17 protein-coding genes and 1 tRNA gene are annotated in these 17,164 nt (G+C 53.7%); 9 read left to right on the top strand and 9 right to left on the bottom strand.

What is annotated here, in order from left to right; genetic code table 11:
- The first annotated feature begins 34 nt into the window (after positions 1 to 34).
- The 4 genes from OC597_RS00995 to eptB all read left to right on the top strand — a co-directional run bounded on the left by OC597_RS00995 (position 35) and on the right by eptB (position 4,957).
- Positions 35 to 361: a PTS lactose/cellobiose transporter subunit IIA gene (locus OC597_RS00995; protein WP_261253662.1), complete on the top strand. Its 327-nt coding sequence runs from the start codon at positions 35 to 37 to the stop codon at positions 359 to 361.
- Positions 354 to 1,655 (top strand): 6-phospho-beta-glucosidase, encoded by a 1,302-nt coding sequence (locus tag OC597_RS00990; protein WP_262207046.1) that lies wholly within the window; start codon positions 354 to 356, stop codon positions 1,653 to 1,655. The genes OC597_RS00995 and OC597_RS00990 overlap by 8 nt, the downstream gene beginning before the upstream one ends.
- A 55-nt stretch (positions 1,656 to 1,710) precedes the next feature.
- On the top strand, positions 1,711 to 3,072 hold the full coding sequence (gene celB, locus OC597_RS00985; protein ID WP_261253664.1) for a PTS cellobiose transporter subunit IIC: 1,362 nt from the start codon (positions 1,711 to 1,713) through the stop codon (positions 3,070 to 3,072).
- A gap of 232 nt (positions 3,073 to 3,304) precedes the next feature.
- Entirely contained in the window at positions 3,305 to 4,957 is a 1,653-nt protein-coding gene (eptB, locus tag OC597_RS00980) for a kdo(2)-lipid A phosphoethanolamine 7''-transferase (RefSeq protein WP_262207043.1), read from the top strand.
- A 67-nt stretch (positions 4,958 to 5,024) separates the two neighbouring features.
- Here the strand turns inward: eptB and OC597_RS00975 are convergent, their stop codons facing one another.
- Entirely contained in the window at positions 5,025 to 5,150 is a 126-nt protein-coding gene (locus tag OC597_RS00975) for a hypothetical protein (RefSeq protein ID WP_255408973.1), read from the bottom strand.
- A gap of 171 nt (positions 5,151 to 5,321) precedes the next feature.
- Here OC597_RS00975 and OC597_RS00970 point away from each other — a divergent pair, with 171 nt between their 5' ends.
- Positions 5,322 to 5,882, top strand: a complete 561-nt coding sequence (locus tag OC597_RS00970; RefSeq protein WP_261284215.1) for a GNAT family N-acetyltransferase — start codon at positions 5,322 to 5,324, stop codon at positions 5,880 to 5,882.
- A gap of 50 nt (positions 5,883 to 5,932) precedes the next feature.
- Here OC597_RS00970 and OC597_RS00965 read toward each other — a convergent pair whose 3' ends face one another.
- The 7 genes from OC597_RS00965 to OC597_RS00935 all read right to left on the bottom strand — a co-directional run bounded on the left by OC597_RS00965 (position 5,933) and on the right by OC597_RS00935 (position 15,309).
- Complete coding sequence (locus OC597_RS00965; RefSeq protein ID WP_262207041.1) at positions 5,933 to 7,576, bottom strand: GMC family oxidoreductase; 1,644 nt, start codon at positions 7,574 to 7,576, stop codon at positions 5,933 to 5,935.
- Positions 7,577 to 7,686: 110 nt separating this feature from the next.
- Positions 7,687 to 8,613 carry a LysR family transcriptional regulator gene (locus tag OC597_RS00960; RefSeq protein WP_261253668.1) on the bottom strand — a complete coding sequence of 309 codons (927 nt, stop codon included), beginning with the start codon at positions 8,611 to 8,613 and terminating at the stop codon, positions 7,687 to 7,689.
- A 109-nt stretch (positions 8,614 to 8,722) separates the two neighbouring features.
- The gene (proP, locus tag OC597_RS00955; protein WP_261253669.1) at positions 8,723 to 10,225 is read right to left on the bottom strand and encodes a glycine betaine/L-proline transporter ProP; all 1,503 of its coding nucleotides are present in this window, start codon (positions 10,223 to 10,225) and stop codon (positions 8,723 to 8,725) included.
- Between the two features lie 404 nt (positions 10,226 to 10,629).
- The gene (gene etsC, locus OC597_RS00950; RefSeq protein WP_262207040.1) at positions 10,630 to 11,997 is read right to left on the bottom strand and encodes a macrolide efflux RND transporter outer membrane subunit EtsC; all 1,368 of its coding nucleotides are present in this window, start codon (positions 11,995 to 11,997) and stop codon (positions 10,630 to 10,632) included.
- A gap of 3 nt (positions 11,998 to 12,000) precedes the next feature.
- Positions 12,001 to 13,941, bottom strand: coding sequence for a MacB family efflux pump subunit (locus OC597_RS00945; RefSeq protein WP_261424422.1), 1,941 nt, complete (start codon positions 13,939 to 13,941; stop codon positions 12,001 to 12,003).
- The gene (etsA, locus tag OC597_RS00940) at positions 13,938 to 15,122 is read right to left on the bottom strand and encodes a macrolide efflux RND transporter periplasmic adaptor subunit EtsA (protein WP_262207039.1); all 1,185 of its coding nucleotides are present in this window, start codon (positions 15,120 to 15,122) and stop codon (positions 13,938 to 13,940) included. The genes OC597_RS00945 and etsA overlap by 4 nt, the downstream gene beginning before the upstream one ends.
- Before the next feature lie 4 nt (positions 15,123 to 15,126).
- A complete protein-coding gene (locus OC597_RS00935; RefSeq protein ID WP_261284220.1) occupies positions 15,127 to 15,309 on the bottom strand; it encodes a hypothetical protein in 183 nt (60 codons plus the stop codon).
- Between the two features lie 64 nt (positions 15,310 to 15,373).
- Here OC597_RS00935 and OC597_RS00930 point away from each other — a divergent pair.
- The 4 genes from OC597_RS00930 (at position 15,374) to OC597_RS00915 (ending at position 16,787) form a co-directional block, all read left to right on the top strand.
- Positions 15,374 to 15,468: transfer RNA gene (locus tag OC597_RS00930), tRNA-OTHER, on the top strand.
- A gap of 187 nt (positions 15,469 to 15,655) precedes the next feature.
- A complete protein-coding gene (locus tag OC597_RS00925; protein ID WP_261253674.1) occupies positions 15,656 to 15,955 on the top strand; it encodes a hypothetical protein in 300 nt (99 codons plus the stop codon).
- A gap of 127 nt (positions 15,956 to 16,082) precedes the next feature.
- Positions 16,083 to 16,586 carry a YlaC family protein gene (locus OC597_RS00920; protein ID WP_261253675.1) on the top strand — a complete coding sequence of 168 codons (504 nt, stop codon included), beginning with the start codon at positions 16,083 to 16,085 and terminating at the stop codon, positions 16,584 to 16,586.
- A gap of 69 nt (positions 16,587 to 16,655) precedes the next feature.
- Positions 16,656 to 16,787 carry a hypothetical protein gene (locus OC597_RS00915; RefSeq protein ID WP_012006291.1) on the top strand — a complete coding sequence of 44 codons (132 nt, stop codon included), beginning with the start codon at positions 16,656 to 16,658 and terminating at the stop codon, positions 16,785 to 16,787.
- Positions 16,788 to 17,013: 226 nt separating this feature from the next.
- Here OC597_RS00915 and OC597_RS00910 read toward each other — a convergent pair whose 3' ends face one another.
- Positions 17,014 to 17,142: a hypothetical protein gene (locus tag OC597_RS00910; protein WP_261253676.1), complete on the bottom strand. Its 129-nt coding sequence runs from the start codon at positions 17,140 to 17,142 to the stop codon at positions 17,014 to 17,016.
- Positions 17,143 to 17,164 lie beyond the last annotated feature (22 nt).

Here is a 17,164-nt window from a genome sequence, read left to right as displayed (position 1 = left end):
GGATCGCCGTGCCTGTCATCAGGCGGGGGAGGTAATGATGGATTTGGAAACTAGCGTGATGGAATTGCTGGTCCATGCCGGCAGTGCGCGAAGCTCGCTGCTTTCTGCATTGCAGTTAGCGCGTCGCGGTGAATTTGAGGCCGCCGGCGTCAGGCTGGAAGAGGCTAAGGCCGGCATCGGCCGGGCGCATAGCCTACAGACGGAGCTGATTGGTATGGATGAAGGCTGTGGAAAGGTACCGGTCAGTTTAATTCTGGTGCACGCGCAGGATCATTTGATGAATGCGATGCTGATCCAGGATCTGGCCACTGACATGATCGAACTTTATCGTCGTTTACCCCAGGGGGCAGGCAATGACTAAAATCACCGTAATCGGCGGGGGCAGCAGCTACACGCCGGAGTTGGTCGAAGGATTGATCGCACATTATCAGGACGTTCCATTAACCGAGCTGGCATTGGTCGACGTGGAATCCGGCCGTGAGAAAGTGGGCATCATTGCCGAATTGACCAAACGAATGCTCAAGCGTAATGGGCTGGAACAGGTGGTGGTTTCGGTACATTTCACGCTGGAGCCGGCTATTCGCGGCGCCAGTTTTGTACTGACCCAGTTGCGGGTCGGGCAGTTGGCCGCCCGGGCCGCCGATGAGCGTCTGGGGCTGAAATATCAGCGTCTGGGGCAGGAAACCACCGGCATCGGCGGCTTTGCCAAGGCATTGCGCACCATTCCGGTCATGCTGGAAGTGGCGCGCACGGTTGAAGCGGTAGCGCCGGATGCCTGGATTATCAACTTCACCAATCCGGCCGGGATCGTCACCGAAGCGGTCTCACGTTACAGCAAGGCGAAGATTATTGGTCTGTGCAACGTGCCGATCACCATGCACCACATGATCGCCGATATGCTGAAAGCACCGCACGATCAGGTAGATCTGCGTTTCGCCGGGCTGAATCATATGGTGTGGGTGCATCAGGTCACACAAAGCGGCAAGGATGTGACCGCCAAAGTGCTGGAGATGCTGAGCAATGGCGAAACGCTGTCAATGAACAACATCAAAGACCTGCCGTGGCCGCCGGCATTTTTGCAGGCGCTGGGGGCGATCCCTTGTCCGTACCACCGCTATTTTTATCAAACCGCCGGCATGCTGGAAGAAGAGATGGAAGCGGCCGCTGCACAGGGGACTCGCGCCGAGCAGGTGATGAAGGTAGAGGCGGAGCTGTTTGCCTTGTATGCCGATCCAACGCTGGATAAAAAACCGGAGCAACTGAGTTTTCGCGGCGGTGCCTTCTATTCTGAGGTGGCAGTCGAATTGATCCGCGCCATTCACAATAACAGCGGCAAGGTGTTGGTGGTGAACACCCGTAATAACGGTGCCATTCAGGGCCTGCCGGATGATGCGGTGATTGAAACCAACTGTGTGATCGATGCGCAAGGCGCTCACCCGCTGAGTTTCGGCCCGTTGCCACTGGCGATGAACGGCTTGACCCAGCAGGTTAAAGATTTTGAACGGCTGACCATAGAGGCGGCGGTGCATGGCGATCGCCAGAGTGCGCTGTTGGCGCTGGTGGTGAACCCGCTGATTGGCGGTGTCGGCATCGCACAACCCTTGCTGGACGAGGTATTGAGCCTGAACCAGGCCTATTTACCGCAGTTTAATTAAGTCGATATTCCATAATAACAATCACGACAGCCGGCTTTGCCGGGCAGGGGGGATGATGGCGGGTCTAAATAGCATTCTGGAACGTTACGTGTTGCCGACGGCGTTAAAAATCGCCGGGCAAAAACATATTTTGTCGGTGCGGGACGGCATAATTCTCAACATGCCGTTTATGTTAATTGGGTCATTTTTCCTGATCTTCGCTTATTTACCGATCCCCAGCTACGCCAATCTGATGGGCGAGGTGTTTGGTGCGGCGTGGCGGGACAAGTTGCTGTATCCGGTCAAGGCGACCTACGACATTATGGCGATTATCTCCAGCTTTGGTATTGCCTATCGGCTGGCGGAGAAATACCGCGGGATGGATCCGCTCAGTACCGGTGCAGTTTCGCTGGTGGCGTTTATCATGACCATTCCTCAGCATACGCTGTTCGCACCGGTGAAAGGGGCTGCGGAGCAAATTGTTAAAGGCGTGCTGCCGATGAATTTTATTGGCAGTCAGGGACTGTTTGTGGCAATCGTTGTGGCGCTGCTGTCGACGGAAATCTACCGTTTTGTGCATAACCGTAATCTGGTGATCAACATGCCGGAAGGGGTACCGCCGGCGGTGGCGAAATCCTTCCTGGCCCTGATCCCAGGGTTCTGCGTACTGGCGGTGATCTTATTGCTGCGTTTGATCGTTGAAGCCACACCCTTTGGCGATATCAATACCATGATCGCCACGCTGATCGGCATTCCAATGCATCATGTGGGGGGGACACTGCCGGGGATGATTTTCTCGGTGATCCTGATTGGGCTGCTGTGGACGTTGGGGCTGCATGGTGACGCCATCGTGCTGGTGTTTATTCAACCGGTGTGGCTGGCGAATATGTCAGAAAACCTGGTGGCGTTTCAGAGCAATCAGCCGATCCCACACATTATTACTCAGCAATTTTACGATCTGTGGATTGCGCCCGGCGGTACTGGCGCCCTGTTGGGACTGGTGATCTTCATGCTGTTGCGCAGCCGTAGTGCGCAAATGAAACAGTTGGGGAAAATTGCCGCGCCGGGTTGTCTGTTTAACATTAGCGAACCTATGGTGTTCGGGATCCCGCTGGTGATGAACCCGTACTTCTTCCTGCCGTTTATTCTGACACCGGTGGTGCTGGTGATTGTGACCTACAGCGCGATGGCGACCGGGCTGGTGACACCACCGGTCGGTATCGCCTTGCCGTTCACCACGCCGATTTTCATCAGTGGCTATCTGGCGACCGGCGGCCATATTTCGGGAACGGTGATCCAGGTAGTCAATTTGTTGATTTCAATGGCGATTTACTATCCATTCTTCCGCGCCTGGGATAAGCAAAAATACCGTGAAGAAAATCAGGCGGCGATGCCAGTACCAAACGCCGTGGCCGACGAGCAACCGCAGACGCCATAAAATCTGCACTTTTTGCGGCGGCGGTTATAGAGACTGCCGCCGTAGCAAAGAAATGAAAGTGCTTCACACACGGCTCGTTACATTATAACAACACTAATTTTCGCCGCCGCTGCAACGCCTACCCAAATTGCCTGTCAGATAACCACCCAGCAGCAGGAGAGAGAAAACTCTCAACAATAACCTGTATCTGGCAAACGGTTATGAATTCACTTTGGCAAGAATGGTATCAATAATGCAGAAGTTCCGACGCTGGACTCAGTTACAGGTCTCTTTCTTTATCGCTTTCTATCTCGGTGTGTTGCTCAATATCCCCATATTTTACCGCCGTTATCAGCAACTTCATTATGACAATTTATTGTCGATCGGCATTGAAGTGGTCGCCGCCTTCTGCCTGGTGTGTTTCATCACGCTATTGATCTCGTTCTTGGGGCGCAGGCTGTTTCGTATTTTGGCTTCGCTATTGGTATTGAGCTCGGTTGCCGCCAGCTACTACATGGTGTTATTCCACGTTGATATTGGCTACGGCATTCTGGCTGCGGTGATGACCACCGACGTTGACTTGTCCAGGGAATCGGTAGGCTGGCATTTTGGCGTGTGGGTAGTGCTGGTGAGTCTGTTGCCGTTGCTGCTGATTTGGCTGACGCCGATGCATGAGGCCAGTTATAAGCGCGGTAATCACCTGGCTTGGTTCAAGAAAGGGGGCGTGATGCTGAGCGCTGCACTGTTGTGTTGGTTACCACTGAAGCTAATGGGCCAGGTGCAGGATCGCCACGATCGGGATAATAATCAAATGATGGCCAGCTATGGTGGGGTGGTGGCTGGCAGTTATTCACCGTCCAACTGGCTCTCGGCGCTGGGTTTGTTGACCTACAGCTCATACAGCCAGGCAGAAGACAGCCGTAATCTGTTTGATCCGGCGGCACATTTTACCTATCAAGCACCAAAAGACGTGAATGATCTGTATGTGGTGTTTGTGATCGGCGAAAGCGCCAGACGCGACCATATGGGCATTTACGGCTACCAGCGCGACAACACGCCAAATCTGGATAAGGAGGCCAATCTTGCGGTGCTGGAAGGGTATTCCTGCGACACCTCGACCAAACTCTCGCTACGTTGCATGTTCGTGCGAGAAGGCGGTGCGTCGGAAGAACCCGAGCGGACGCTGAAGGAAATGAACGTGTTCTCAGTGCTGAAAAAGCAGGGTTTTTCCTCAGAGTTGTTCTCGATGCAGAGCGAAGCCTGGTTTTATAACAAAACCCAGGCGGATGATTATGCGCTCAGAGAAAGTATTCAGGCGGAAAAACGCAATGCCGGCAAACCTGTGGATGATATTGCGCTGATTGATGAGTTGCGGGATTCGTTAGATCGTCACCCGCAGGGCAAGCACTTGGTGATCCTGCATACCAAAGGCTCGCACTATATGTACACCGAGCGCTACCCTCGTGCTTTCGCGCGCTACCAGCCGGAATGTCAGGGTATTGACGACACTTGCTCTACGGAATCCATGGTTAACTCTTACGACAACAGCCTGCTGTATACCGATTATGTCCTTGAGCAGGTTTTCAATCAGTTGCGTAATCGTAATGCCATCGTGTTCTACGCTTCCGATCACGGTGAGTCGATCTCGGAAAATATGCATTTTCACGGCACCCCGCGTGACCATGCACCAAAAGCGCAGCGCACCGTTCCGATCATGGTCTGGGCATCTGACAAGTTTCTCAGCCAACCGGATCATCAGGCGGCCTTTAAGCAGTTGAAAGCGCTACAGCAGGCAAAAACGCCGGTTTTCCATGAGAAGCTGTTCGACAGTATTCTCGGCTGCATCGGCTATACCTCACCGGACGGCGGCATTGTGAAACAGCATAACTGGTGTCAGGTTAACTGAGCCCATGACAGGATGACTAACCGCCGCAAGGCGGTTTTTTTTTGGCTAAAGCGGGCGGTAAAGTAGGTTAGCGAAGGCTTTCTATCCAGTGGAAGATGCGTGCCAGGCTGGGGGTGATATCACCGATGTTAAACATTGCGCCTATCCAGACGGCAATCATGACGGCCACCCCAATCACAACCGGTAAATCCATTTTACTCATTGGCTATCGTCTTCAATGGGTTAACAAGGTTCCCAGCCTAGCATCAAACGCCCCGGGGATAAAATATCTGGCTACTGTGACTACAGTTCGGCATGCAAAAATGTTCTCCGGGGGAGGAACCGTTGCGCTATTGTGTCGGTTCAGTGAATCAGGAGGATGGTGATGAAAGCGTTAACTATGACGGGCGGGGATGATCTGTGCCTTAAGATCCTGACGGACGAAAATACGGACATTGTTCATCGTTACTTCCAGGAGAACCAGCAGCACCTTTCGCCCTGGGAGCCGAAGCGACCTGCAGATTTTTACAGTGCGGAGGTGATTCACCAGCGGTTATGGCATGCGCAGCGGGATGCCGAGCAAGGCGTGGCTTATCAGTTTGGCATTATCAATGGCACCGGTACGGAGATGTTGGGTGCCTGCAACTTCTCCAATATAGCTCGTGGTCCCTTTCAAGCCTGCCATCTGGGGTATTCAATGGCTGCCCGGCATCAAGGCAAGGGGATAATGACCCGGGCGCTCACTACGGCCCTGGATTACATGTTGGTTGAATTGGATCTGCATCGCATTATGGCCGCTTATATTCCGACTAATGCCCGCAGTGAAAAGCTGCTGTTGCGGCTGGGGTTTGAGAAAGAAGGTTACGCGAAATCCTATCTTAAAATTGCCGGCCGCTGGCAAGATCACGTATTGACCTCGTTGATTAACCCACGGCACGTCGAATAATAAGCCGGCAACAGACGGCATGATAATGGGACTGGTGTTTATCCTCCCGTTTAAGTTGACTCAGTTTCGGTATAACGACGCGCGATGTGTTCGGCTGTGGCAATGGTGGTGACGTTAGTGGCGACCGAAGGCACGTCTGGGAAAATGGACGCATCCACCACCCGAAGACCTTGAACGCCATGCACCCGACCCTGCAGATCCACAACTGCGTGAGGTTCGTCGATAAGGCCCATTGGCGCTGAAGACGTCGGGTGATGATAGGTATCCAGTGTTGCCTTGATCGATGCCAAAATTGCCTCATCGCTGTCCGCCGCCGGAGCCAGTTCGCTGTGTATCAGATCGGAGAGCGGTGCGGTTTGGCCGATTTTTCGCGCTAACCTGATCCCCTCCAACAGCCGTGTACGATCGTGTTCTTGGGCCAAAAAGTTGAGATCTATTTTGGGGGCAACTGACGGATCGCGGCTTTCCAACCAGATACGTCCCGTAGACTGTGGGCGAGTCAAAGCCACCGCCAGCACGAAACCAACCTTGGTCGGGCTTTGGTCATGAGGGAATAAATGCGTAGCGGTGATATGCAGATCCAGTTCCCCCGGCTCGGCCTGGCTGCTGTGAGTCCACAGCTTGGCACCAATCACGGGGGTTTGTGCACCAATGGCGTCGGGATTGGCGGCGTAGGCATTGTAATAGAATGGGTGATCGACCAGGTTTTCTCCCACTGGCAGGTCCGCCACTATTGGGATACCCAGTCGTTTGGACTGCTCTGATGGGGCAATGCCAGACCGCATCAAAATGGCTGCGCTACCGTAAGTACCGGCGGAAAGGATCACCTCGTTGGCATGGATCTCATCACCATTGACCAGGCGGATACCGATAGCTCGTTTGCCGTCGAACAGTACCCGATCGACCAGCGTATCTGCGTGAACTGTCAAATTTGCGCGGGCGCGGACTTTCTCGTCCAGATAGGCTATCCCTGTATTGATTCGCACTCCGTTGACGATATTCATTGGGTAGGGACCGACACCGTTAGCCTGCGGGCCATCGAAGTCGCTAACCGCCTGGTAACCATTGGCGCGCGTCGCCGCTACAAAAGCACGCTGCATCGGCGTAATATCATCAAGAGTTAACTGCACTACCGGAAATGGCCCGCTGTCGCCATGAATCGCTGAGTCATAGACACCGTGGCGGGATTCCAATTTTTTGAAGGAGGGCAGCAGGTCCTGGTAGCTCCAGCCAGGGAGATCCCAACGTTTGAAGTCTTCCGGTCGGGCGCGTATCGCTACGGCACCGTTGACCCCGGAGCTGCCCCCCAACACCTTGCCACGGATAGCACCAATCGGGTGCGTTACATAACCTGGCTCGGTTTTATAGCCCCATTCAAATTCAGGATTGCAGTTCGCACCCAAGGTATCGCTATCCGAAATAATGCGTGGATAATCGTAAGGGGCATAGCTGTGTCCGGCCTCAATCAGCATGACCTGTCGAGCATCGTTTTCGCTCAGACGTGCAGCCATTACCGCACCGGCGGAACCGCCACCGACAATCAGCACATCCGGATGAGATTTTCTTCCGTTGGTGGGTTTGTTGCTGATGGTCTGCGCTGCCGACACGGAAAATGATGCAGATGAGCCTATGGCCGCTACGGCGGAAACCACCAGCGTTTTGGAAATCAGTTGGCGACGAGAAAGATCTGTCATGACGTTATCTCCAGTGCGGGCGATAGTTGCCCGACCTGCAGACTAAGACATACCTGAAAACGCAACAAGATGGGGAAATTCGAATGGCGCATTCGTTTTTTGCGAACGTTCTAACCCGCTTGCAAATAGGGGAGGATTGCCAGCTCCCAACGCGGAGGCTGGCCTATGTGCTCACTGAGAAACCTGGTCAATGCTTGAATTTTCGGTGAGGCGCGTTTCGACTGGCGGTATACGGCGGAAATATCGCCGCCGTCAGGAGAGCAGGCAGGAAGCACGATTTGCAGATCGCCGGCAGCGACGGCATCAACGGCCATAAAAGCCGGTAAAATAGCCAGACCCAGTCCAGCCTTGGCCGCCGCCAGCAGGTGGAAGGCGTTGTCAGTTCGCAGCCGTCTGCCAATACGGAAAGACTGGATGTGACCGTTGACCGGCAACTGTAGCATGCCGTTCGGTTCGCGCTGGATATACAACAGCCCATCGTGTTGATAAAGCTGGTTGGGATCGGTGGGCGTGCCGCGTCGCGCCAGATAGGCGGGGCTGGCACATATCAGATGGCGATTGGTGCAGATGCGTTGAGCGACCAGTTCGGAATCGGGCAACGGCCCTATGCGGATGGCGATGTCATAATTTTCCTGATGCAGGTTGGCATAGCTATCACTGTATTCGGCGTCCAACTGCACAAGTGGGTATTGCAACATGAATTCGGACAACAGCGGAGCCAGATAGTGAACACTGAAGGCCATCGGCGCCGTCAGCCGCAGTCGACCATGCAGGCTGGTGTGTTCCGTGCGCACAGCCTCCTCTGTCTGTGCAAGATCGGCTAACAGTTGCACTGAGCGGTGATAAAATGTCTGCCCGGCATCGGTTAGCCCGAGTTGTTTGCCGCGCTCGAACAGCACAATCCCCAAACGGCTTTCTAGCTGCTGGATCCTTCTGCTGACTACCGACTTTGTGGTGCCCAGCCGTCTGGCGGCGGCACTAATATTGGTGGCTTCGACCACAGCAATATAAGTGGCCATTTCCTGAAACTGATTCATTGACCCCCCCTCCATTGTTACACCGCCTATTATTGGCATAAACCGAGTCAAAAGGGATGTTGCTGTAACAAAAAAGCCACCCGCAGGTGGCTTGTCTTCAGAACGTTGTTTAGTCCAGTTTTGGGTGCTGGTCGATCAACGTCTGTTTTTTCTTTTCCAACTCGGAAATCTGCTCGTTGATGTCATCGACTTTCTGTTCGATGTTATCGTAGTTTTCCTGCAGCAGCTCTTTGGCTTCCGAGCGGTCCGAGGCGGCCGGGGTAGCACCACGCAGCGGCTTATTGGCGGTTTCCTTCATGTACAGGCCAGTGATCAAACCGATCACGGCGACGACCATCAGGTAGTAGGCCGGCATATACAGGTTCCCGGAGGATTCGACCAACCAGGCGGCTACCGTGGGTGTTGCGCCGGCAACCAGTACCGAAATGTTAAACGAAATCGCCAACGCACTGTAACGAATGTGTGTCGGGAACATCGCCGGCAGGATCGAAGCCATGACGCCGGTGAAGCAGTTCAACAGCACCGCCAGCACCAACAGGCCAACGAAGATCAGGCCGATCACATTACTGTTGATCAAAATAAAGCACGGAATAGCCAGCGCCAGCAGGCCGATACTGCCGCCAATAATAAACGGCTTACGGCCGATACGGTCACTGGTCAGGCCGATGACCGGTTGCACAAACAGCATGCCGATCATGACGGCGATAATGATCAGGACACCGTGATCTTCCGAGTAGTGCAGGTTATGCGACAGGTAGCTCGGCATGTAGGTCAGCAACATGTAATAGGTCACGTTGGTGGAAATCACGATACCAACACACACCAACAGGCTTCTCCAGTGCTTGGCCGCAATCTCTTTGAACGAGGTCTTTGGCGGATTTTCGATGGCGTTGCGGTCTTCTTTCTCCATCTTTTCCACGTGCTGCTGGAACGCCGGGGTTTCTTCCAGCGCATGACGCAGGTACAGACCGATCAGGCCTAAAGGTGCGGCAATAAAGAACGGAATACGCCAGCCCCAGTCGAGGAAGTTAGCCTCACCGACGATGCTGGAAATCAGCACCACGACGCCGGCACCCAACACGAAGCCGGCAATCGAGCCGAAATCAAGCCAGCTGCCCATAAAGCCGCGCTTTCGGTCCGGTGAGTATTCGGCGACAAAGATTGCCGCACCGGAGTATTCACCACCGACCGAGAAGCCCTGAGCCAGTTTGGCTACCAGCAGCAGCACCGGTGCCCAAATGCCGATTGACGCATAAGAAGGGATCAGACCGATACAGAAGGTGCTCACCGCCATAATAATAATGGTGATAGAAAGGACTTTCTGTCGACCGAACTTATCGCCCATTGAACCAAAGAAGATGCCGCCTAATGGGCGCACCAGGAAGGGAACGGAAAAGGTTGCCAGTGCGGCAATCATCTGTACGCCGGGAGTGGCGCCAGGGAAAAAGACTTGCCCAAGGGCGTAGGCGACAAAGCCGTAAACACCAAAGTCGAACCATTCCATCGCGTTGCCCAATGCAGCCGCGGTGATCGCCTTTTTCAGTTTGCTGTCGTCAATAATGGTGATGTCATTAATCAGCATCGGCTTAAGTCGTTTTTTTCTTAACTTCATATAATCATCCCTTAATCAATTTTAGTCGTACGTGAATTCGCGATCCTTCTGCCCAGTTATCAGTTTGGTTAATCTAAGCGATATGCGCAGAGATCCACCATTGCCATTTTTTGTGTGATGCGAATCACGTAATGTTTCAATTTTCACCGGGAATATGTCATTTAGGTGACTAATTTTTTTGCATCTATAGCTTAACGTTATATCTGACGGCGATCAAATTTAGCAGTTTATCTTATGAATTTGCACCGATTTAGCGCATAAATAGATTAACTATTGTGCGCATTGATGGTTTTTTGGCTGGTGAGGGATGGGTTAAGTATAGGAACAACTGCAGCAAAAAACGGCAAAATTAATGCATTTTTCGACCGAAGAAAAAGGCCTGATGCAGACGTCAGGCCGATGAATTATTGTGGGGAGCCGCCAAATTCTAAATAGAGTTGGGCCAGATTCTGGTATTGGTTAAAGCGGTTTTCATCCAGTGCCAACTCCGCCTGGCGACGACGGTTTTGTGCATCCAACCAGAAGGTGATAGGGACTGCACCTTGCCGGTAACGGCTCTCATTTAACCGCTCAGATTTGCGTGCCAACGCCAACGAGGCCTGCAAGTGTTTTTCCTGTGCCATCAGTTGAGTACGCAACGACAGGGCATCGTCCACATCGGCCATAGCTTTATACAGCGCCTGTTTGAATTCCAGCACCTGCAGATCGTAGTCGCTGCGGGCGATTTTAATCTCGACGTCCATTTGTCGCCACTCAAGGAACGGCAGCGACAGCCCGGCCCCCACCGAGGCCAACGGATTGCGCAGGAATTCCAGCAATGCGCTACTGCTGCTTCCCAATGAACCGGTCAGGCTAAAGGCCGGATAGTACTGAGTGCGTTTCACATCGACGTTGGCCAATGCTTCACGCAACCGCAGCTCTTTGGCGCTGATATCCGGGCGGTGGCGTAGCACGCTGGCTGGGATACCGGCGTTGATTTGTGGCAGCGGACCGGTCGGCAAACCACCGGGTTCCACCAGCGCATTGCCCGGCGGTGCGCCCAGTAACACCGTCTGTTCGTTCAATGCCTGCTGGCGCTCACGCAGCAGCGCCAGATGGCTGCTTTCCTGATTGATCAGATTCTGCTCGGCATCCACCACGTCCAGTGAAGAGATGCTGCCGGCGCGGTAGCGGGCATTGACCAACTGTAAGGTCTGTCGGGAGTAAGCGATATTTTGCTGACTGACGCTTATCCGTTGGTTGATAAAGCCAAGGCGCCAGTAATTTTTGCTGGCGTTGGCGAGTAAGGCCAAACGCGCACTTTGCAAATCCTGTTGGGTGGCCTGACTGGCCCATTCTGCGGCGTCACGCTGTCGTGCCAGTTTGCCCCACAGATCGACCTCGTAACTGACACCAAGGTTGGCGCTGCTGCTTTTATTCCAGGGTGATGAATTGGCAAGGGCATTGTTGGCTTGGCTATTGAGCGTAGCATTGACGCTTGGCGCGGTGCCGATATCGACCCGCTGTGCCGTCAACTGGGCGCGGTAGACGCGCAGTGCAGCGGCGGCCAGATCGTTATTGGCCAGCAACACCTGTTGCAGCCAGCGATCCAGCTGGGGATCGTGGAAATCGTGCCAGTCAAAGGGCACCGGTGTGGCGGCGGTATCGCTGCTGTCTGGCCACTGGGTCGGGTAGTCTACCTTCACCGGTTGATATTCGCTTTTCAGCGCGTTGCCGCAGCCGGTACTGAGCAGGGCGGCGAGGCATAACGCCAGGGGGGATAAAATTTTCATAAGTTACTCGCTGGCCAGTGAAACGACCGGATCCATCCGCGCCGCTTTGCGGGCCGGGAGATAACCGAAGATCATGCCGATTAAGGTGGAGCAGAAGAAGGCCACCGCGGCGGCCTGCCAGGAATAGATGGCGGTGAGCATGCCGCCCGCCAGCAGGGTAAACAGCGAGCCGGCGGCGAAGGACAGCAAAATGCCCAGCACCCCGCCGATCAGGCAGACCAGTACGGCCTCAATCATAAATTGCTGCATAATGTCGCTGCGGCGTGCGCCTACAGCCATACGGACGCCAATTTCATGCGTCCGTTCGGTCACCGAGACCAGCATGATGTTCATCACGCCAAGGCTGCCGATAATCAGAGAAATTGAGGCCACCATCAGGATCAGCAGACTGAGGGTCATCGAGGTGTGCTCGATCGATTTACGGTATTTATCGAGGTTGAACAGCATAAAGTCTTTAACGCCGTGGCGCTGGGTCAGCAACTGGTTAATGGCGGCGACGGCAGCTTCGTTGGCGACGTCATCTTTCAACCGGACGCTGATGCTGCTCAGCGTGGTTTTGCCCACCATGCGATACATCACGGTGCTATAGGGCATCCACACTCTGATGCGATTGGGGGCCGAGTCCTGGTTGCTTTGCACCACACCAATTACCCGGGCCGGCACGGCACCAAGAAACACAATTTGGCCCAGCGGCTCTACGCCGAAATCACCGAACAATGACTGACGGGCGTTTTCGTCAATGATCACTTCCTGCAGTGCATTACGGTCATCGCGGAAGTTGCGACCTTGCACCAGCGTGAAACCGTTAACGCGTAAATAATCGCGTCCAACCCCACTGATCGACGCGTTGGCTGATTTGCTGCGAAAGTGAATGCTGTCTGAGGCAGTAACTTCAGGGCTGACGCTGTCGACAAAGCTTTGACTGGCCAGTGCGTCGGCATCCGCCGGCACCAGGGTACGGATGCTGTCGATGGCGTCATCAAAGAAATCACGGCCGGGGTAGATACTGACCACGTTGGTGCCCAGGCTTTTAATACTCTCCAGCGTGCGTTGTTTGGCGCCTTCGCCCAGCGCGACCACCGTCACGACCGCAGCAATGCCGAAGATAATACCGGTCATGGTCAGCGCGGTGCGCAGGCGGTGGGCGTTCATGGCTTTCAGCGCCATTTGCAGCGATTCACGGGTCCGGTCGAGCAGACTCTGCCAGTAGCCTTGTGCCACCGGTGGGGTCTTTTGCATCTTCGGCAACGGGGCCGTCGTTTGACGGCCGCTGTCGGCGACGATCTCGCCGTCTTGCAGTTCGATAATGCGTTGGGCGTGCTGCGCCACCTTCATATCGTGGGTGACAATCACGACGGTATGGCCGCGCTGATTAAGTTCGCTGAGGATCTCCAGCACTTCCTGGCCGGATCGGGAGTCCAGCGCGCCGGTGGGCTCATCCGCCAGGATAATTTCAGCACCGTTGATTAACGAACGAGCGATACTGACACGCTGTTGTTGGCCGCCGGAGAGCTGCCCAGGTTTATGGTGTTCACGGCCTTCCAGCCCCAGCCGGGCCAACAGTTGCGCTGCGCGCAGACGGCGTTGATCACGTTTGCTGTTGGCGTAAATTGCGGGGATTTCGACGTTGCCCAACGCGCTGATATCCGGCATCAGATGATAACGCTGGAAGATAAAACCGATGTGCTCACGACGCAGCCTGGCCAATTGATCCGGCGACAGATGAGCCGCATTTTGGCCGTTGATGTAATAGTCACCCTGGTTGGGCACGTCCAGGCAGCCGATGATATTCATCAGCGTGGATTTGCCAGAGCCTGAAGCGCCAATGATAGCGACCAACTCCCCGGCCGCGATGCTCAGGTTGATGTTTTTCAACACGGTCAACGGCTGGCTGCTGTTGGTGTAGGTGCGGCCGATGCCTTTCAGCTCAATGATAGTGTTCACAGTGAGAGGCCTTCCTCGCTTGGCCTGGCACTTTCCTGCACCAGCACTACGTTTTCACCCACCTTCAACCCGGACAGGATTTGGATATCGACGTTATTGGTGATGCCGGTTTTCACCTCGCGTATTTCCAACCGGTTATCCGCGGTCAGCACCTGCACCTGCTGTTTTTTATCTGCAGTTTTATGCACCGCCTGGATCGGTACTAACAGCGCATTTTTTGCCTCACCGAGCAGTAATGAAACCTGAGCCGTCATGGCAATCCGCAAGCGGTTATCCGGGTTAGGCACATCCAGCAGCGCGTTGTAATACACCGAAGCGTTGGAGGTACCGGAACCGGAGGATGAACTGCCGCTGGAGATCGAATCGTCTTTCATCACTGATTCCGGTGCCAGCTCGACGGTACGCAGCGTGGCGTCGTAACGTTTATCGGGTTCGGAGAAAATGGTGAAGTAGGCTTTTTGCCCCTGCGAAACGCGGGTGATGTCGGCTTCGGAAATCTGCGCCTTAATGGTCATCACGTCCAACCGTGCCAGTTTGACGATGGTGGGGGCGCTCTGGTTGGCATTGACCGTTTGGCCTTGTTGAGTAATCACCGCAATGACGATGCCGTCCATCGGTGCCAGGATGCGGGTGTAACTCAGGTCGACCTTTTTCTTGTCGACCTCAATTTGTGCTTGCACGATGCGTGCATTTAACGCGATCAGTTCGGCGCGGGTGGTGGCGAGCGTGGCTTCCGCCGCCTCAAAATCTTCGCGGGAGCCGGCCTCATCACTCAACATGCGTTTCTGGCGTTTAAAGCGGGACTCGGCCTGTTTCAATAGCGCCTGTTTAGCCTGCAAATCGGCCTTGGCGACGTTCAGCGCCGCTTCGGCGTTACGCAGATCGTTACGTTGCGGCAGATCGTCGATGTCGGCGATAGGCTGGCCCTTGGTGACCCGATCGCCCAGTTTGACCTTCAGGGATTTGACCTGACCGGAAACCTGCGCCCCGACGTTGACCCGCTCTATTGCATCAAGCTTGCCGGTGGCCAGTACGGCATTTTCTATATCGCCCAGACGAGTCGGTGCCGTGACCGAGGCGGTCGGAGAGGGGCTTTGCAAAGAGAAAACGGCCACCAGGGCAAGTATGACCAGCAGGGCGCCGGCCAGGATAAACGCCAAACGGCGCGGGGTGACTTTCATAGTGTTATCCATAACAGAAAACGGTGATCCCAGAAGGCGCTATAGTGGCATCCAGCGCTTTAACTAACAATAAACGCACCGCAGACGGGGCGTAAAATGGCCAAGGGTCATTATCACCAGATGAAAGCAATCCCAGACCGAAGGTTAAGTAGGCGGAAATATAAGATTTCTCTGCAAAATCAGCCATTCATAGGTCAATAACTTGAACCCGTAGCATTAATATGGATAATGCCAACCCGAAGCAACGGAATGCGCTATTAACTCAGTTGGCAGAGTGGTTGGTTTTAAAATGCTTTTTTGGCTACAAAATTGATAGACGCGGGTTCGAGTCCTGCATAGCGCGCCAGCTTCCTTTCGTGAACTGTTACCGTAAAGTGCACCCGGGTTGATTTGCACTATCGGCTCCTTGTTGGGTTTTTCGGGTGTGCTTTGCCGTAACCGTTTCTTCTCCTTTCTTTATGTTTTCTTCTGTTCCATCGATCTTTGCTAAACTGTAATCAGGCAGGTATGCTGCCCGGCAACAGGAGATCGCTATGTCTGAGTTCGATCAACTGCAGGAGTTATTGCAACGCGTAGCGGCACTTGAAGCCCGCGAACAGTCGCTGACCGCCGCCTCCAATGCCTATCAGGCGATTATCACCACCATGCTTGGCAACCTGGAGAAGCAGGACCGTGACAAGATTATTGCGATGATCGACCAGGCGCATGAACTTGCCTATGCTCGCGCTATTCAGCGCTGCAATGAGCCGCAAAAGCAAAAAATCAAACAGGCTGACGATATCGCTCAGCGGATGTTTATGTTTGCCCAAGGTAAAAATTCCCTGCAACGTTAGCCAGCGTGGGTATAACAGTTGCCGATTTTAAATTGTATAACTGATCTACCTGGGCAAACTGTACCTGTGTTAGTTTGAGGAATGATTATTGATAGCAATAATGTCCCCCAGGCATAAGGTTGTAGCGATGGACGCGATTAAAAGCATCTTGGTAAAAGAAATCGAACGGATCAATCGGCAGGAAGGGCGCGACGGCAAACTGCGCTTTAACAGCGAATTTGCCCGTGAACACCGTTATCTGTGTCTTGCCATGTTTGCCGGCTATTTTGCCGTGATCGCAGTGATGTATCAGGTCCCTTATATGGGCTTCATCTCCTTTTTAGCTTTCACCGCCTTCGTGTTGTTCATGTTCGCCATGCTGCTGATTGAAATCAAACCGGTGTATCGCTTCGAGGACATCGGCGTGCTGGATCTACGCGTGTGTTATAACGGCGAGTGGTACTTCACTCGCGCCCTGTCGCCGCAGTCGGTGAAGGCGCTGCTGGATGAGCCGTCGATCGGTGCTGCGATGAAAACCCGGATGCAGGAAATCATCGCCAATAAGGGCGAGATTGATTTCTATGACGTTTACGATCTGGCGTATTCAAAGAAGCCACAGGATGAGCAGCCGCAGGTGGCGGTGCTTAACTGAAGGGTTTCCGCCTGCGCGGTTGTCGATTATACTCACGCATTGAAGACCGTTTAGCGTGAGGAATTTACGATGAGTGATGATATTTTCGATTTTGATATCGATGCCGAATTGGCGCAAGCAGAAGAGAAAGCGGCGCAGAAAGTCAAAGAACTGCCAGAAATCCTTGAGGATGAGGCGGACTGCGAAGGCTGCAAGATCTGATTGCCATCGTTAATAAAGAACCGCTGCGGCGGTTTTTTTATGCCCAAAATCCGAGTTGCAGGCAAAAAAAAGCCCGTTTCAGGCGGGCCAACACTTAAGTAGTATGAGGGTTTATTTTTATTACCGACTGCGCTTAGCATACGCGTAATGGTCGGCAAGAGATGTGGGCGTATTGTAACAAAATAGTTGTTGTTGTGTTTCCGTGTTACGCCCACCAGGTCAACGATTAATCCAGCACAAATCCCCAAATCAGCAGCGCTGCCACGGTAACCAGGCAGAGCGCGGAAACGGTAATCAGTATTTTTCCCAAAATGTCTTTTTCTTGTTGCTGCTGTGCCACGTTAAAATTATCCAATTAAGAGCCTGTGGACCAAATC

This window comes from Serratia proteamaculans, from assembly GCF_946227095.1.
In the GTDB taxonomy this organism is placed as follows: Bacteria; Pseudomonadota; Gammaproteobacteria; order Enterobacterales; family Enterobacteriaceae; genus Serratia; species Serratia proteamaculans_E.
The sequence above is the reverse complement of the archived record's forward strand: the minus strand, read 5'-3'. Positions and strand labels throughout refer to the sequence as shown.

Coding starts and splice junctions, on each gene's coding strand:
- OC597_RS00995 (WP_261253662.1), top strand. CDS start 35: ATGATGGATTTGGAAACTAGCGTGATGGAATTGCTGGTCCATGCCGGC.
- OC597_RS00990 (WP_262207046.1), top strand. CDS start 354: ATGACTAAAATCACCGTAATCGGCGGGGGCAGCAGCTACACGCCGGAG.
- celB (WP_261253664.1), top strand. CDS start 1,711: ATGGCGGGTCTAAATAGCATTCTGGAACGTTACGTGTTGCCGACGGCG.
- eptB (WP_262207043.1), top strand. CDS start 3,305: ATGCAGAAGTTCCGACGCTGGACTCAGTTACAGGTCTCTTTCTTTATC.
- OC597_RS00975 (WP_255408973.1), bottom strand. CDS start 5,150: ATGGATTTACCGGTTGTGATTGGGGTGGCCGTCATGATTGCCGTCTGG.
- OC597_RS00970 (WP_261284215.1), top strand. CDS start 5,322: ATGAAAGCGTTAACTATGACGGGCGGGGATGATCTGTGCCTTAAGATC.
- OC597_RS00965 (WP_262207041.1), bottom strand. CDS start 7,576: ATGACAGATCTTTCTCGTCGCCAACTGATTTCCAAAACGCTGGTGGTT.
- OC597_RS00960 (WP_261253668.1), bottom strand. CDS start 8,613: ATGAATCAGTTTCAGGAAATGGCCACTTATATTGCTGTGGTCGAAGCC.
- proP (WP_261253669.1), bottom strand. CDS start 10,225: ATGAAGTTAAGAAAAAAACGACTTAAGCCGATGCTGATTAATGACATC.
- etsC (WP_262207040.1), bottom strand. CDS start 11,997: ATGAAAATTTTATCCCCCCTGGCGTTATGCCTCGCCGCCCTGCTCAGT.
- etsA (WP_262207039.1), bottom strand. CDS start 15,122: ATGAAAGTCACCCCGCGCCGTTTGGCGTTTATCCTGGCCGGCGCCCTG.
- OC597_RS00935 (WP_261284220.1), bottom strand. CDS start 15,309: ATGGCTGATTTTGCAGAGAAATCTTATATTTCCGCCTACTTAACCTTC.
- OC597_RS00925 (WP_261253674.1), top strand. CDS start 15,656: ATGTCTGAGTTCGATCAACTGCAGGAGTTATTGCAACGCGTAGCGGCA.
- OC597_RS00920 (WP_261253675.1), top strand. CDS start 16,083: ATGGACGCGATTAAAAGCATCTTGGTAAAAGAAATCGAACGGATCAAT.
- OC597_RS00915 (WP_012006291.1), top strand. CDS start 16,656: ATGAGTGATGATATTTTCGATTTTGATATCGATGCCGAATTGGCGCAA.